This window comes from Limnospira sp. PMC 1279.21, assembly GCF_032349615.1.
GTDB classification, from domain to species: Bacteria; Cyanobacteriota; Cyanobacteriia; order Cyanobacteriales; family Microcoleaceae; genus Limnospira; species Limnospira fusiformis.
Window position 1 is genome coordinate 1 of record NZ_JARPLU010000109.1, and the last position, 16,931, is coordinate 16,931.

At 48.1% G+C, this 16,931-nt stretch carries 12 protein-coding genes and 1 CRISPR repeat array; of the genes, 4 read left to right on the forward strand and 8 right to left on the reverse strand.

Annotation, left to right across the window (positions count from 1 at the left end):
• A partial coding sequence (locus P5683_RS16035) for a hypothetical protein (RefSeq protein WP_315669458.1) occupies positions 1-261 on the forward strand: 261 nt, incomplete at its 5' end.
• On the opposite strand, the gene cobD is transcribed toward P5683_RS16035, so the two are convergent.
• From cobD to P5683_RS16075, 8 genes are all read right to left on the reverse strand, one after another.
• The gene (gene cobD / locus P5683_RS16040) at positions 258-1,328 is read right to left on the reverse strand and encodes a threonine-phosphate decarboxylase CobD (RefSeq protein ID WP_006623383.1); all 1,071 of its coding nucleotides are present in this window, start codon (positions 1,326-1,328) and stop codon (positions 258-260) included. The genes P5683_RS16035 and cobD overlap by 4 nt on opposite strands.
• 63 nt (positions 1,329-1,391) lie before the next feature.
• A complete protein-coding gene (locus P5683_RS16045) occupies positions 1,392-1,670 on the reverse strand; it encodes an HU family DNA-binding protein (protein WP_006623382.1) in 279 nt (92 codons plus the stop codon).
• A gap of 218 nt (positions 1,671-1,888) precedes the next feature.
• Positions 1,889-4,261 carry an AMIN domain-containing protein gene (locus P5683_RS16050; RefSeq protein WP_315640607.1) on the reverse strand — a complete coding sequence of 791 codons (2,373 nt, stop codon included), beginning with the start codon at positions 4,259-4,261 and terminating at the stop codon, positions 1,889-1,891.
• 248 nt (positions 4,262-4,509) lie between these two features.
• Positions 4,510-5,292, reverse strand: a complete 783-nt coding sequence (locus P5683_RS16055) for a hypothetical protein (RefSeq protein ID WP_046318495.1) — start codon at positions 5,290-5,292, stop codon at positions 4,510-4,512.
• 50 nt (positions 5,293-5,342) lie between these two features.
• Entirely contained in the window at positions 5,343-6,143 is an 801-nt protein-coding gene (locus P5683_RS16060) for a PilN domain-containing protein (protein WP_046318496.1), read from the reverse strand.
• 58 nt (positions 6,144-6,201) lie between these two features.
• Complete coding sequence (gene pilM / locus P5683_RS16065) at positions 6,202-7,296, reverse strand: type IV pilus assembly protein PilM (protein ID WP_008054797.1); 1,095 nt, start codon at positions 7,294-7,296, stop codon at positions 6,202-6,204.
• Between the two features lie 149 nt (positions 7,297-7,445).
• Entirely contained in the window at positions 7,446-8,168 is a 723-nt protein-coding gene (locus P5683_RS16070; protein WP_006623371.1) for a GUN4 domain-containing protein, read from the reverse strand.
• 585 nt (positions 8,169-8,753) lie between these two features.
• Positions 8,754-11,907: a CRISPR direct-repeat array (repeat unit 37 nt; unit sequence GTCCAACCCTACCAATTCCCCGTCAGGGGACGGAAAC).
• 120 nt (positions 11,908-12,027) lie between these two features.
• The gene (locus tag P5683_RS16075; RefSeq protein ID WP_008054823.1) at positions 12,028-12,528 is read right to left on the reverse strand and encodes an adenylyltransferase/cytidyltransferase family protein; all 501 of its coding nucleotides are present in this window, start codon (positions 12,526-12,528) and stop codon (positions 12,028-12,030) included.
• A 154-nt stretch (positions 12,529-12,682) separates the two neighbouring features.
• On the opposite strand from P5683_RS16075, the gene P5683_RS16080 reads away from it, so the two are divergent.
• From P5683_RS16080 to dxs, 3 genes are all read left to right on the forward strand, one after another.
• Complete coding sequence (locus P5683_RS16080) at positions 12,683-13,519, forward strand: HpsJ family protein (protein ID WP_315641758.1); 837 nt, start codon at positions 12,683-12,685, stop codon at positions 13,517-13,519.
• A 167-nt stretch (positions 13,520-13,686) separates the two neighbouring features.
• Positions 13,687-14,580: a glycosyltransferase family 2 protein gene (locus P5683_RS16085; protein WP_315640602.1), complete on the forward strand. Its 894-nt coding sequence runs from the start codon at positions 13,687-13,689 to the stop codon at positions 14,578-14,580.
• A gap of 127 nt (positions 14,581-14,707) precedes the next feature.
• The gene (dxs, locus tag P5683_RS16090) at positions 14,708-16,624 is read left to right on the forward strand and encodes a 1-deoxy-D-xylulose-5-phosphate synthase (protein WP_006623361.1); all 1,917 of its coding nucleotides are present in this window, start codon (positions 14,708-14,710) and stop codon (positions 16,622-16,624) included.
• The last annotated feature ends 307 nt before the right edge of the window (positions 16,625-16,931 follow it).

Here is a 16,931-nt window from a genome sequence, read left to right on the forward strand (position 1 = left end):
CAAGAAACCCGGTTTCTCCAAGAAACCGGGTTTCTAAGCAATTGGGTTTCTCCCTTGGAAGTCAAGAAACCCGGCTTCTCCCTCGGAAGTCAAGAAACCCGGTTTCTCCAAGAAACCGGGTTTCTAAGCAATTGGGTTTCTCCCTTGGAAGTCAAGAAACCCGGCTTCTCCCTCGGAAGTCAAGAAACCCGGTTTCTCCAAGAAACCGGGTTTCTAAGCAATTGGGTTTCTCCCTCGGAAGTCAAGAAACCGGGTTTCTAAGTAATTAATACATTTTTGAGGGCGTTAATCAGATATTGATTGTCAGCTTCGGTGCGGATAGCTACGCGAAAATAATTATCTCCTAATTCGGGAAAACTTAAACAGTCGCGAATCAAAATCCGATAATCTTTAAGTAGTTGAGTTTGTAACTCACTCACCGACGACTGACACCGGACTAGCAAAAAATTGGCTACCCCTGGATAAGGATAAAGTCCGGTAATTTTCCCTAATTCCTGATAGAGTTGGGGGCGGTTAATAGATAACCAATGGTGGGTTTTTTCCTCAAAAGCCCGATCGCCTAAAACTGCAATACCCGCCGCCACGGCTAAATTATTCACAGACCAAGGGTCTCGCCACTGTCGCCACAAATTTAGGCGGTCTGGGTGAGCGATCGCATATCCTAATCTTAAACCAGGCAGACTGTAAAACTTAGTGAGCGATCGCAAAATCACCAAATTGGGAAAATCTGCCACCCTCTCGATTAAGCTAGTTTGTGCCGACCGTGGCAGAAAATCCATAAAAGCCTCGTCAACCACCACCAAAGCAAACCTTTCCAACAGGGGCAAAATCAACTCTGGCCGTAGTAATATACCCGTGGGATTGTGGGGAGTATTCAGCAATAGTCCCGCCCTTTCCTCTAATTCCCCCAACCCATCAAATTGGACCTTATCGCCACCCTCAAGACTAATAGGGCATTCAATCACCCTAGCATTAAAAGCATTGAGCGATCGCCGATAGTCCCCAAAAGCCGGAGTCAGCAGATATGTAGCCCCCATTTGTGCCAACTCCCGGCCCGCCCAAGTCAGCAATTCAGCCGCCCCATTTCCCGGCAAAATCCATTCAACCGGTAAATCTTCATGAAAGCGACTTACAGCCTGTCGCAGGTCCATATAATCGGGCTGAGGATAGGTTTTAATCTGCCCCTGATGAGTATTCAAAGCGGCGATCGCCGTTAACGGAGGGCCGAGGGGATTAATACTAGCCGAGAAATCGACAATTTCCGATGGCGGACAATCAGCGATCGAAGCCGCCCACATCAAATTTCCCCCGTGGCTGGGTCTGTTCATCAATCTCCCTCCGTGCAGACCCCCACTAAATCGGTATCCTGATTAGTGGTGGGTTATGGACGACTATTTATCAGCGACCTTCTCCTTAAACAGTTTTCCTGCCGAGAAAGCCGGAACCCAAGTTTCAGGAATATCCATTTTTTCGCCGGTCTGGGGGTTACGGCCTTCGCGGGCCTTACGTTTCCTGGCTTCAAAAGAACCAAATCCCACCAGGGTGACTTTTTCCTGTGTAGCAACAGCATCGATAACACTTTCGAGAGCCGCACTCAACACCGCATCAGCCTGTTTTTTGGTGACACCTGCTTTTTCCGCCACCGCATCTATTAATTCACCCTTATTCATCAATTACTCCTTTTGAGAACTGGGGGCCAATCAATGACCCCCAATGGTTTGCACGATTTTTCTGCCTTATTCTAAGGTTTATGTCGCCACATAGATAGGGTTTAACCCCAAATTGTCATATATTTAGGGGAATTTTCCACTTTTTTTAAGATATTAGCCGATAAAAATATCCCCCAGGGGTGGGGGATTTTGGCTGAAGGGGTTTTTAACGCTAGATCTTAACGCCCTTGCATCATCTGGCGGACATCGGGGCTAAAATTGTTCCGGTAGCCAAACCCAGAGCGATCGGAATCATCCAGGATATTGGGCGTTACCAACACAATTACCTCAGCCCGCTCGCTGCTGGTGTTGCTTCTACGGAACAGAGAACCCACGATAGGCAAATCACCCAACAGGGGAATCTTGCTAACGTTAGTCCGTTCCTGATCTTGAATAATACCAGAGACAATCAGAGTTTGACCGTCCCGCAGACGAATCCTTCCGGAAGTTAAACTGCGCCGAAAGATTTGTAAGACAAAATCATCGCCACCGGTTGCTACCTGACTGCCTGGGGAACTCACTTCTGGGTTAATGCTCATCGTGACGAAGCCATTATCATCAATTCGCTCAACATTCACCCCCAAAGTCAAGCCCACAGGTACAAGTAGAGGTTGGATGGTTTCCCTGGTACCGGAAGGAGTATCTGTAAAAGTTGTTGTCCTCGATTGCAATACCTCTTGTACCAGTTGCACGGAAGCGGTTTCTCCCTCTTGTACCACCAAGGTGGGGTCGGTGAGGATTTTGGCTCTACCGCTGACGATTTGGGCTTGCAAAGTAGACAGGAACCGCCGAGGATATTGGAAGAAGGGAAACACGGAAAAAGCAGTGCTACCAAGGGCGGTAATACTTCCATCTTGCAAATTTCTCGTGAAAGGTTGGTAGTCAGAAAGCCCAACCCCTCCCGGTCTATCGGTGACAGGTGGAATCGGTCTCAAGCCAATACCACCCCCAGGAGCCGTTAACGGAGTCCTAGTATCTCTCTCGCGATCAAAAAACGGTGAACTTTCGTCACGAATTCTGAAACCATCAGTGGTTTGATTTTCCACAATTGGTCGCGAGGTAAGACCGCCTGTAGCCTGACCACGGGTTGGGGGATTGATGCCGCCGAAGTTGATAGAAGCCGCACCGCCATCATTCACAAAGAAGGTATCATTAATCCCAAAGGAGAAACTAGTGCTCTGGGTGGCTTCCCCGGTCAGGTTCACGTCAATGATTTTCACATTCACCGCCACCTGACGTTGACGGAGATCAAGCTGCATTAACATAGCAGTTGCCATCTGTACCTTTTCAGGATCTCCAACCAGAGTAATAGAATTTAAGCGACGGTCTGTTGATACTGATAGACCTCGGAGCACCAGGGGTCCTTGTCCTTCCCTTGCACCCAAGGATCTGATCTCCCTTCCTTGAGATATGGTCGATATCAGCGCACCCGTAGCTGGGTCTCTAATAGTTTCTACTACATCAACTACAATTTGCCCTTCGGCTCCATGAGTGCTTAAAAACTCGGCTGCATTATCAACTGACATCTGATTCATTCTCAGAGTCCGCATCACAATATTTCGGGCAGACTCGGGAAGTTCAAAACCGACAAATACAGTATTTCCCACCCGGTTAGCTTGTAATCCTGTTAATCGCAGGACATAGTTAAAGACTTCCTGGACTGGTTCATTTTCAATATCCAAGGAAATTCTAAATTCCTGTTCTTCATTTCCCGGTCGAAAACGTCCCGTTGTACGATCTTTCTCTAAATTACTGAAGGCAACATTCAGGCCAGCAACCCGCGCCAACAATGATAATACCTCCCGCACTGATGCGTCTCGCAAGACTAGGCGGGGGATGATTTCGTTGGTGTTTAGGTTGACAGTGGGAGCACCCGGATTGATATTAGAAACGGCAATATCTCCTAAAGGTGGCGCAACGGCACGGGGTTGGAAGGGTGGCGTTGTGTCTAAGGAACGCCTTGGCTGTAATGGCGCTTGACCCATTTGGGGAGTTAAAGCTGGGTCGGGCATCATCATATCATTATTGCCGTTTTGGGCGGTCGGATCACCAGTGATGCTAACTGGTGGGTCGGGAACCATTACCTGAGAAGCACCGTTCCCAGGTTGTTGGGGTGCAAAAGCGGGAGCATCTACGATCGCCCCTTCTGGAGCGATCGCGATCGCAATAGCATCTCCCGCACCCTGAATTATCCGCGCTTCAGGAGAGCCAGTAGTTCCGGTCACAATCACCCGAATACTGGTCGGGTCTAGCTGGTTCACCACAATGGAAGCAATACCAGGAGCCGGGTTATTTTGCTGAAATGAGCCATTGGGAGAACTCAATTGAGCGTTAGTAATATCCGCCACAAAATCATTACCCCGCCGAATCACAAACACCGCTGGACGTTCGCCGCCGTCAGTGACCAGCACCAGGTTAATTTCCCCGTTGTCAGCTTGGAATAATTGAATATCGCGGACAACTGTAAACGCCAGGGCGGGAGCCACAGCCACAACCATGGCTGCTGCAACTCCCCCCGCTACTCCTCCACCAAATCCTAAAATATCTCTCACATTTCCTCCTAAAAGTTGGAAAGCAACCGTTGCTATTGGTTTATATATTCTGTTTGCTTAGGCCTGGAAAAATCATAATTCATCCGGGGCAACAGGACAATAGGAAATTATCTACACCCACGGGCATTTTATCTGGGAAACCTATCACATTTTAGCGATTTTGTCAACCCCCATTCTGCCAAAAAATGAGCGATCGCCATAATTTAGGGTTGATAAGGCGATCGCTCGATTATCTGTGAACCAGAACATTATTTTTTTTCAGCTTCTGGTTGCTGTTGTTGCTCACGCTGCTCGTCACTCAAAGGCATTAAGGCGTGTAACTTAAACGTACTTCTGAGGCGGCGTTGAGGCTGGTTATCTATGGGAACAAAGCGACCCTGGCGAATTTCCCCCTTCAATTCTGGCGATCGATCCAGCAACTGAGAACTAAAGTCTCTAACCACTAGCATAGGCTGCATTCTCTCCAGAGAAATCATAAATTTGCGGATTTGCTCAAAACTCCCTTCCACCTCCACCTCGTACTCTTGTCGTCTCAGTTTATTGTTAACTTGGGAACCGAGAGAACCATCAGTCACTAGCATGGGTCCATCACTTTGGGGTTGAAACCTAACCAAACGTGCTTTTAGTTCTTCATCCAAAATACCCGCATTAATTTGATTTAATTGTTCATTAACATCAAACATCAACATTTCCAGATTTGCTTCATCAGCAAACAAAGCCGTTACACTAGCCAGTCGCTGTTTAGCTTCCTCTCGTTGACGTTCCGCCTCCTCTTGCTGCTGCAACTTTTCGTTTTGCTGTTCAATTTCCCTTTGCTTAATTTGAATGTTGGAATTGAGTATTTGCTGTTCTTCCCAAGCCGGCAAAGCCAGGTAAAACACACCCACCCCACACAAAATCGCGCCTAGGGCTCCAATAGCAATACCGACGACCTTAGAAGTGATAGCCAAACCCAATATCACTGGGCCAGAACCTTCCTCCTCCTCCTCCGGTTCCTCATCATCAAGAAGATACTCATTTGCTGCTACCATAGGAAAAAACCTCCGTTTTTTGTTGACATCAAAACCCTGAGACCAAAAGCCTAGGGTCGAATTACACCTTGTTCTGTGAGGGTTTCAATTCGATTAACCAAACCCAGTGCGTCATTAGCTTTTAATAGGGGTAACAGTTCCGAAGCCGTGGCAGAACTCAGACGGGTTTCTATGCTAAACTGCACGATGGGCTGTAAATCTGGCAGACCCCCAGGCACTGAGGAACCGTCAGCCACCACTAAACGGGTGGGGTTATCTTGCAATCTAGCAGAAACTAGCCGGGTTGTGCTGCCATTAAAGAAAGGCGACTGGTTGACCAACAACATGAAATCATTAAGCTGCCCAAAAGAACCAACATTTCCTTCAATGGTAACTTGTGCGGTTTGTCTAGCAGGGGTCTGTCCCTCTTCCTCAGAGGCGGTAGTTGCTTCGTTGGTGGGTTCGGTTTGTCGGAGGTTGGTAATTCTCACCCCAGCAATTTGCATGATCTTAGCCATTTCTTGACTTAAAGCTGACCAGGGCTTAATCTCATTGAATACCAAAGCCAAAGCATCGGCTTCGTCATTGGTCTGTTTGGCTTCTGCATAAATGCGATCGAGGGCTTGGACTTGGACATTTTTCTCGCCCAGTTGCAACTCTAAAGCATCGGCTTCTCTGGAAAGGCTGGCATTTTGCCTAGTTAACACAAACCAACCGCCTCCCATTAAAGCATTGAGTCCCACAGCTACCCCCAGTCCGATTAAAATGGGTGTTTGGTCAACGGGTTTCCCCGCAGCGCCTTTGGGGGGCTTGATAACTCGGGTTTTATACTCTGGGCGATCGTTAAGAAAATTAATATCAAGGCTGTACATATTAACAAACCCTCTGGTAGTATTTTTATAGACATGGTAGCAGTGAGAGTTCCCGGAACTAGGTAACGCGCAATCCTAAACCTAATACCACTCCTAAACTAGCACGCTGCTCCGGGGGAATTTCCTGATCATCTGTTAACAGGTTCAGGGCTTCTATGGGGTCTACCTGGGTGGCTGGCATGGCTAGGCGTTGCATAAAGAACTCATCCAGTTGTCCGATCGCCGCCCCAGGACCAGCCAGAAGTAACTGGGCGATTTCCAAACCATCATTTTGGTTGATGTAGAAATCAATAGAGCGTCGGAGTTCATCGGCTAACTCTGCTAATACTTTAATGATGGCATTAACTCCCGGATTTGGCTCGTTCAATGCTCCCATTGTATCAGTTACCGGAAGGGTCATCGCCTGCAATTCCTGAAAATCCCGTGAGGGTGGTAGGTTCATGGCATTATTAAGTCCCGATTGTACCTGATACAAACCAATGGGAATGGTGCGGGTAAATTGGGGAACGCCATTGACCACAATCACCAATTCGGTGCTATCAAATTCGATGTCAGCTAAAATCGCCGCCTCGTTAGAAGAAAAGTGTTCTAACTGACTTTTCATAGTCCGAATTAGGGCAAAGTTACTGATTTCTAAAACCTCTATTTGTAAGCCAGCTTGTTCAAAGGTTTCTATGTAAGTGTTGGTAACTTCTTTGCGGGTAGCGACTAACAAAACCTGTACTTTTTCGATGCCATCTTCATCAACAAATGTTCCCAGTTTCTGATAGTCTACGTCGGCTTCTTCCCTGGGAAAAGGCAGATATAAACCCGCTTCGGCGTTCATATATTCTTTAAGTTCCTCCTCATTTAACTCCGCCGGAACCGGGATTAAACGAGTGACTGCTTCCCTTCCGGGAATAGCGGTGGCGATGTTTTTGGTTTTGATATTATTGTCCGCCAATGTCGATTCGATTAACTCCGCCATGGTAGGAGTATCAACTATTTGACCATCCTGCACCACATTTTCGGGAACCTCCGCAGTGGCTAAGGTTAACAACTTGAACTTATCGCCTTTTTTGCGAATTTCGACAATATTAATTCGCTCGGCGGCTAGTTCAATACCCATTCCCGGCTTACGACTGGAAAAAATACCTTTGAGGAAACCAACCATAGATTTTTTTTGGATGAGTTAAGGGAGGACTTAGGTTAACCATAGCATTTTTCCGCCCAGAATGTGTTACCATCACCACGGTAATTAAGGGCTTCCCCGGTCCTCTAGGGAGGAGGACTTTTAGGTATTACCAAGGGGGGGCTGTTTTCCTAGTTACTGAAGGCGGGATGATTGAACAGAGCCTCAATGACTCTTCTACCGCGTAATTGATTGGAAAGGGGTAGGTGTCCCCTGGGGGCGCTTAGTTCCCAAGTGAAGCCTTGGGGATAGCGGGTCCAAGTGCGATCGCTTCTCCAGCCAATTTTCTGCCACAATTTATCCCAATTTTTGCCGACACCTAACCAAACTTCCCGCTGGACGGTATAGCCAAATTTGCCTTGGGAATGGACTCGCCACAGGGTGTCAATGGTTTGTAAGTCGGCGACGGGAAAGCGATCGACTTCGGAAAAATATAGCCAGTTTCGTTTAACTGCTGCGTCGCTGGCTAACTCACACAGGTTTCTCAGGGTCAGCAGGTCGGCGGCTTGGAAGTTTTGCTGTAGCAATTCCTGTTGGAGGGGAAAATAATCAGCCCCTACCTCTGAGTTTAGCGGAACTACTCCGGTCGGAAAATGGGTTTCCAAAAACTCTTGGGTTTTGGGGAGGTTGGCTAGATACAGGACTCTATAGGCTTCACCACTGACAGGGGTGGGAGTTTGGGTCTGCTGGGACATTAAAAATTCTATCAGTACATCTAAACCAAGTTCCCCCTGGGTCGCTAATGAGGCGATCGCCTTTAACTGCTGGGTCTGGCTGTCGCTGTTTAGTTGTGAGCGCAGTTGGTTTAACTCTATTGATAGGTCTTGGTCGGAGGAGGCGATCAAATCAGTCATTGAATTTCTCCGGTAGCTTGGAAACCGCCTAGGGTTAACTGGCGGCGGAAAAGTAACTGGGCTGGTTTGGCCCAATAATATAAAAAGGTGATTAATCCACCATTGTACAGGTGCATTGGATTCAGTTAAACGCGCTACGGACAATCGGGATATTTAATTACCCCTCCGACTTGACTCTGGCTGCTACGGTTTTGCTTAATTGTGGCATCGCCCCTGTCCCCCGGATATGGTTGGCGAGGTCATTCTCATAATTATTTCCGTTTTTTGGGGCGATCGTGCCTACTTAATCGATGGATTCGTTGCAGGGTAATGGTTTCGGCTTGTGTAAAGTTATATTACAGATTCTCATAACCTCGCGCGACTTCTAATCCTGCCCTAGTTAAAGCAAACTTTAGCCACGCGAAGAAAAGTTTTTGTTTCGGGGGGTTGACAGTCTGGCACTATGGCTGATAATATAAATCCAGCGAAAACAAACGAATTTGCTCCCCGAAAAAAGGGCTGTAAAGTTTTGTTAAGCACCTTCTACGTGCTCTCGCGCGATCGCACCTTGAAAACCGCATACCGTAAGGTTTCCAAAGGTATAGGGTCCAACCCTACCAATTCCCCCGTCAGGGGACGGAAACGCTGACGCCATCCACCAAGTTTTGTTGCCCACCATAATGGGGGTCCAACCCTACCAATTCCCCCGTCAGGGGACGGAAACTGCTGGTTCAGCAGCGGTCTATTTTCGGCTGATTCAAGTCCAACCCTACCAATTCCCCGTCAGGGGACGGAAACTTGCAGGGCCCCCCTGCGGTTTTAAAGTAGGGGACCTCTTTCGTCCAACCCTACCAATTCCCCGTCAGGGGACGGAAACATTCCTAGCAACTGAACCTGAGATGTCTCTTAAAAAGTTTGTCCAACCCTACCAATTCCCCGTCAGGGGACGGAAACAGTTTTAAAAGCGACTTCTAATAAAGTCGACTTCTAATGAGGTCCAACCCTACCAATTCCCCGTCAGGGGACGGAAACTCCATCCAGATGTCCCGGACCTTTTCAGGCAACCCGAGTCCGATGTCCAACCCTACCAATTCCCCGTCAGGGGACGGAAACCAGATACTTCCATTGCACATACGATTCTATCTATAGAAGTCCAACCCTACCAATTCCCCGTCAGGGGACGGAAACTAAATTAATCCGGATCTTGTTGCCATTATTCTTTTTTAAAACTCGACAGTAGTCCAACCCTACCAATTCCCCGTCAGGGGACGGAAACCACCCATTTAATAAGGACAGAGCCTCCTCACTGAAGAAGACTCCTTGTCCAACCCTACCAATTCCCCGTCAGGGGACGGAAACTGTTCCCTTCCGGGGAATTCCCCCGGTGATGCTTCTTACTTGGTCAATGTCCAACCCTACCAATTCCCCGTCAGGGGACGGAAACGCAGAATGGAGGGGTAGTCTAGCCGGGAGACCCTTCTCCACAGTCCAACCCTACCAATTCCCCGTCAGGGGACGGAAACCCCGCTCGCATAAATATGTACAACAGATCCTTTATGCGATAATAATTTGTCCAACCCTACCAATTCCCCGTCAGGGGACGGAAACGGGACTCCCCGGAGTTAGCCGGTTTGACGAAAGATCCGACGATGGACCTGTCCAACCCTACCAATTCCCCGTCAGGGGACGGAAACTGTCCCACTGCTGTCGTATGTTGATAAACAACACTTTTTCGCTTGGTCCAACCCTACCAATTCCCCGTCAGGGGACGGAAACGTTGGCTTTCTTTATGGCTAAGCCATTTACCATCTTTTTTCTGTCCAACCCTACCAATTCCCCGTCAGGGGACGGAAACTCTATCTTCTCTTTCTATTTCCTTCCTCATCTCCCAGGTCCAACCCTACCAATTCCCCGTCAGGGGACGGAAACAATGGAACTAAAACAAATTGAACTATAAAAGCTAGGAGATGTCCAACCCTACCAATTCCCCGTCAGGGGACGGAAACAATGAAGAATTTGGAGAAGTAGGAGTCATAGTTGTAATATACGTCCAACCCTACCAATTCCCCGTCAGGGGACGGAAACAATGTAGGCGTCTTGTATAGTCAGGAGGCTTTCTTTATGGGTCCAACCCTACCAATTCCCCGTCAGGGGACGGAAACCTCACCGCATTCCGCCAACGGTCTACGACCGAATTGGTTTTGGTCCAACCCTACCAATTCCCCGTCAGGGGACGGAAACCTCCAGGTCGTAAACTAAATCAACATACCCAGACTCCTGTCTGGGTGTCCAACCCTACCAATTCCCCGTCAGGGGACGGAAACTTTCTTGTCCAATTGCTTTTTCGTCTTTCCACAACTCATAAGCGTCCAACCCTACCAATTCCCCGTCAGGGGACGGAAACCCAAAATGCCCAGGGCAGTAATCACCAAGCACCTCGTGTAAAGTCCAACCCTACCAATTCCCCGTCAGGGGACGGAAACCCCCAAACAAAAAATGTCCAATCATTAAAAGCCAGAGAGGGTCCAACCCTACCAATTCCCCGTCAGGGGACGGAAACTTTAAGTAGCATCAATATCCAGGAACAAGAACAGTCCAACCCTACCAATTCCCCGTCAGGGGACGGAAACTGGAGAGATGACTGAGGGCGATGAAGATGAACATTATAAGTCCAACCCTACCAATTCCCCGTCAGGGGACGGAAACAATACAATAGTCGCTCGTGGGCTAATCCATCCCAAACTAGTCCAACCCTACCAATTCCCCGTCAGGGGACGGAAACTTAGGGAGATAAGACTCAGGTTTGTAGAGAATAGGATACCGAGTCCAACCCTACCAATTCCCCGTCAGGGGACGGAAACCTGGAAAGTTAAAGCCGGTTAGAAACATATCTTCATAGATATGTTCCCGTCCAACCCTACCAATTCCCCGTCAGGGGACGGAAACTTGCCCTACTGCTGCAAGATGCGGTCACCGGCCGGATTGACAAAGTCCAACCCTACCAATTCCCCGTCAGGGGACGGAAACATTATTTCCTGGCTCGCAACAAGCCAGTCCCCATCTCTCCCCGTCCAACCCTACCAATTCCCCGTCAGGGGACGGAAACCCGAACAAGAGTAACCGTTCGGGAACCTTCATAATACATCCTGTCCAACCCTACCAATTCCCCGTCAGGGGACGGAAACTTCTCCGCCTTGTAGGCTTCGATCTGGGAGACTAAATCCCAGTCTTCACACTCGTCCAACCCTACCAATTCCCCGTCAGGGGACGGAAACAGAAGAATGGGGAAAATACCCCCTAATGGAAATGATAAACGCTCTTCGAGGTCCAACCCTACCAATTCCCCGTCAGGGGACGGAAACCTTAAAGAATCCCATCGCGAACGCTGGTTTTCCCACCATATGTGGTCCAACCCTACCAATTCCCCGTCAGGGGACGGAAACCGGGCTAAATTTTCTAGCCAAGAAATTAACCTTTTCTCGCTCGGTCCAACCCTACCAATTCCCCGTCAGGGGACGGAAACGCGCATTTCTTTGCCGTAGAACTACTGCAGGTTTCGGGGGTGTCCAACCCTACCAATTCCCCGTCAGGGGACGGAAACGACCAGAGAGTGGCGTTTGCTTTGACTTCGTAATATTTACAGCGTCCAACCCTACCAATTCCCGGTCAGGGGAGGGAAACCGACTAATAGCCCCGACATTAGTGATGAATGACTGCAGCCGTGTGCAACCCTACAAATTCCCCATGAGGGGAGGGAAACGCCCGGTGGTGTGTGGATGTTGTGAGGGTTGAGGTCGTGTCATGGCCGGGTAATTTCGCAGTTGGGGAGGGGGGAAAAAGACGAGTCTGGGGGATAAAACTTGTTGGGGGTGTAGAAGGGTTAGGGTTGGGTTGAGGCGTGCAAAATCCGATTAATAATGCCACTGGTAGAAGTAGGCATTTCCACGGCAATGAGGACGATTTTACCGTTATAGGCTTGAACCGTGGGGGCCTCCGGTAGGGTGTCAATCGTGTAATCACCACCCTTAACATATATATCAGGTTGTAGCTGTTCAATAATCGCCGTAGCAGTGCTTTCTGGAAAAATGACCACTGCATCTACCGGTTTTAACTGGCTGAGAACTTCGGCTCGCTGTAATTCTGGTATAATAGGACGGGGAGGATATCCGGCCGAGTGGGGTTTAATCAGGCGAACAGAGCGATCGCTATTGAGACCCACTACCAGCGCGCGCCCCAAACTTTTGGCTTGGGTCAGGTAGCGAATATGCCCAACATGAATCAAGTCAAAACAGCCATTGCTAAAAACTAGAGGTCGCCATTGTTTAGGGTTATAGGCGATCGCCTCCCGTAGTTGTTCCACAGAATAAAGGCCCTCAATCATGATTATCTCTCCTTTCTTTGATATCATTGACCACTACTCAGCCGCGGCTAATTATTAAACAATTCCCACATCTTGGCAAATCTGACAGTAGTTATATACTAGCCAAAACTGTTATCTTGGCTGTAGACCAACCTAGAGTATCCTTAACCGTCCTATGACATCAACAGCAAACCGTCAATTTTCCTTTCAAGCCTCTTCTAGCATCAAATTAGTTGGGCTAATCCTGATTCTGTCAGCCTTGGTCGATTATTTGGTTCTATTATTTCCCCCCAATTTAACCGATAGGGGTTGGTTAATTCAAACCGCTAGTAGCTTAGTTGACCGAGGCGTAGTTCCCCTGGTAGGAATGGCTCTGGTTTTAATGGGGTATTGGATGGATAGCGTCCTCGGAAATACTCCTAAGTCTGGTAAAAATATCTCCGACCTAAGATTGTGGGTTGGTATCCTCGCCAGCTTATTGGGGTTGCTGTACCTGCTGATTTTTCCCATGCACCTAAATAATACCCGGTTAGCGCGCCGAGATGCTTTATCCGAGATTGGTCAGCAAGCCGCGCAAGCCGAAACTCAACTGGAAAGCCAGTTAGGAAGTCCCCAATTTCAACAGGAGATTGAACAGCGAAAAGTTGAACTCCGAGCGCAGTTGACTGGCTTAATACAAAACGAGGAACAATTAAATCAGGTGATTGCGGAAGGAAACCTTCCCCCGCAAATTCAACAAGTCCTGGAAGAATCTAGAACTAATCCAGCCGTCCTTGATGAGTTCTTGGAACAGCAAGCCGACTCCCTCCCCATTCAATTACTTACCCAAATTCGCGAACGCCAACAACAACTAGAAGATGAAACTAAAACGCGATCGCTCAAATCTAGTCTCCAAACTGGGATAAGTAGTTTGCTATTGGCGATCGGTTATATCGTCTTGGGTTGGACGAGTTTAAAAGGCTTAGGCCTCCTGAATAAAGGTCGTCGTAAACCCTCTTCTAACCCCGGATAAAACCCCCCCCCTAGGAATTACTGGCTCCACCCCTGTAAATTAAACCTCAATCAAGGGTTATGTTGCACCAAGATGGAGCCTATTTTTGTACTCTCAATTATCTGGTTTTATGGTTCATAAAATATGACAACCTTTCCCCAATCTATATTATTCACCACCTCACGATAATGTTATCAATTTATATCCTGACTTGTAATGATGAAGTTGATATAGCCGCCTGCATTGAGTCAGCCAGTCAATGTGATGATATAATTGTGGTCGATTCCTTTAGTAGCGATCGCACCGTAGAAATTGCTCAAAAGTACCCCGTCCGTGTACTGCAACATAAGTTTGAAAGCCACGGTCGCCAACGGACTTGGATGCTGCGAGAAGTAACCACTAAATATCAGTGGGTGTATATTCTCGAATCTGATGAACGCATGACCCCGGAACTATTCGCCGAGTGTCAAAAACAAACCCAAAACACTGACGGCTATATCGGTTATTATGCAGCCGAAAGGGTCATGTTTATGGGTCGCTGGATTCGCCGCAGTACCCAATACCCCCGTTATCAGATGCGTCTATTTGATAAGCAGCGGGTCTGGTTTACCGATTATGGTCACACCGAGAGAGAAGTCTGTGACGGTCTTACCAGTTTCCTCCAAGAAACCTATCCCCACTATACCAACAGTAAAGGCATGGCGCGATGGATAGAAAAGCACAACCGTTATTCTACAGATGAAGCCCACGAAACAGTCAAACAATTGCGATCGGGTACGGTAAACTGGAATCACCTATTTTTCGGCAAAACAGAGGTGGAAAGGCGACACGCCTTAAAGGATTTATCTCTGCGTCTACCATTTCGACCCCTAATCCGCTTCGTCTATATGTATTTTATCCTGGGAGGGTTCCTCGACGGTCAACCTGGACTCGCCTGGTGTACTCTACAAGCCTTTTATGAATATCTGATTCTCCTGAAAGTCTGGGAAATCGAAAATATGCCTATTGGCGACCCACAACCTCACCCACAATTGACCATGGACAATGAAACTTCCTCAGTTTCTGGGAAAGGTTTGGGGTGAGGAAGTCTATCTGTAGCCGACTCCCGATAACCCTTCCCCACAAAGTTCAGCGTCAGCGTCAAGACTGGGCTATCATATTCAGACAAGCCCGATTGTTAATTTATTTTTAGCATCAGTATTTTCAACTATGCATCTAAGTGAACTGACCCATCCCAATCAACTCCACGGTTTGTCTATCCATGAACTGGAAGCAGTGGCTCAACAAATCCGTGAAAAGCACCTGGAAACAGTAGCAGCTACTGGCGGTCATTTGGGACCGGGTTTGGGAGTGGTCGAGTTAACCCTAGGACTTTACCAAACCCTAGACCTAGACCGAGATAAAGTCATTTGGGATGTCGGACACCAAGCCTATCCCCACAAAATGATTACTGGACGCTATAACAATTTTAATACCCTACGCCAGAAAGATGGGGTAGCAGGCTACCTGAAACGGTGCGAGAGTCGTTTTGACCATTTTGGAGCCGGACACGCCTCGACAAGCATATCAGCCGCCCTGGGGATGGCTTTGGCTAGGGATATGCAGGGGGATAATTATAAAGTAGTGGCAATTATTGGCGATGGCGCGATGACTGGGGGGATGGCTTTGGAAGCTATTAACCATGCGGGTCATCTACCTAACACTAACTTGATGGTGGTTCTCAATGATAACGAAATGTCGATTTCCCCCAATGTCGGCGCGATTCCTCGTTATTTGAATAAAATGCGTCTGAGCCCCCCCGTGCAATTTTTGAAAGATAATCTGCGGGAACAGTTTAAACAAATTCCCTTTGTGGGTGAGAATTTTACCCCGGAGATGGAACGCCTCAAAGAAGGGATGAAACGGTTGGCTGTACCTAAATTGGGTGCTATTATTGAGGAGCTGGGCTTCACCTATATCGGACCGGTGGATGGTCACAACTTGGAAGATTTGATCGAAACCTTCCAACAAGCTCATGAAATTAAAGGCCCGGTTATGGTTCATGTCTCCACCGTCAAAGGTAAGGGTTATGCGATCGCAGAAAAAGACCAAGTAGGCTATCACGCTCAATCACCCTTTAACCTGGCTACCGGGAAGGCTATTCCCTCCAACAAACCCAAGCCTCCCAGCTATTCCAAAGTGTTTGCAGATACCTTAGTCAAGCTGGCTGAAGATAATTCCCAAATTTTGGGTATCACCGCCGCTATGGCAACAGGTACAGGGTTGGATAAACTACAAGCTAAACTCCCCGAACAGTATATCGATGTCGGTATCGCTGAACAACACGCGGTTACTCTGGCGGCGGGTTTAGCCTGTGAGGGAATGCGTCCGGTAGTGGCGATTTACTCGACCTTCCTACAACGAGCCTATGATCAGATTATCCATGATGTCTGTATCCAAAACTTGCCCGTTTTCTTCTGTTTGGACCGCGCCGGAATTGTAGGGGTAGATGGTCCCACTCACCAGGGAATGTATGATATCGCCTATCTCCGCTGTCTCCCCAATATGACCATTATGGCTCCTAAAGATGAAGCCGAATTGCAGCAAATGCTGGTGACTGGTATTAATCATACTTCAGGACCGATCGCTATGCGCTACCCCCGTGGTTCCGGTAATGGGGTTCCACTTATGGAAGAAGGCTGGGAACCTATTGCGATCGGTAAAGGTGAAATTCTCCGCCAGGGCGATGATCTCCTATTACTCGGCTATGGTACAATGGTTAACACCGCTATGCAGGTGGCTGAGATTCTCGGTGAACACGGCATTGATGCCACTGTGGTTAATGCCAGATTTGTCAAACCCCTAGACACAGAGCTGATTGTACCCTTAGCCCAAAAAATCGGTAAAGTCGTCACCCTGGAAGAAGGCTGCATAATGGGTGGATTTGGTTCCGCAGTAGCAGAAGCACTACTGGATCACGATGTCTTAGTACCTGTTAAGCGGTTCGGCATTCCTGACCAATTGGTGGATCATGCTACACCGGATCAATCCAAAGTTGATCTGGGTCTGACAAGTTCCCAAATTGCTGAAAAAATCCGGGAATTGTTCTTGACCAAAGAACCCTCAACAGTCAACATTCCCAAATAACAAATATAGTCTCTATGGTGCGTCAGCAGGGAATTATCCCCAGGGATTTATATAGCCTGATTATGACGCACCCGACCGGAGGCGATCAGTAGGGTGCGTCAAACTCCGAGAATTAAAATCAACACCGGAGCATTAATTTATGACGCACCATACCCGATAATTCAAAAGGTAGCACCAAACTATCCCCTGGGATTTATATAGCCTCTATGGTGCGTCAGCAGGGAATTATCCCCAGGCATTTATATAGCCGGGTTATGACGCACCCGACCGGAGGCGATCAGTAGGGTGCGTCAAACTCCGAGAATTA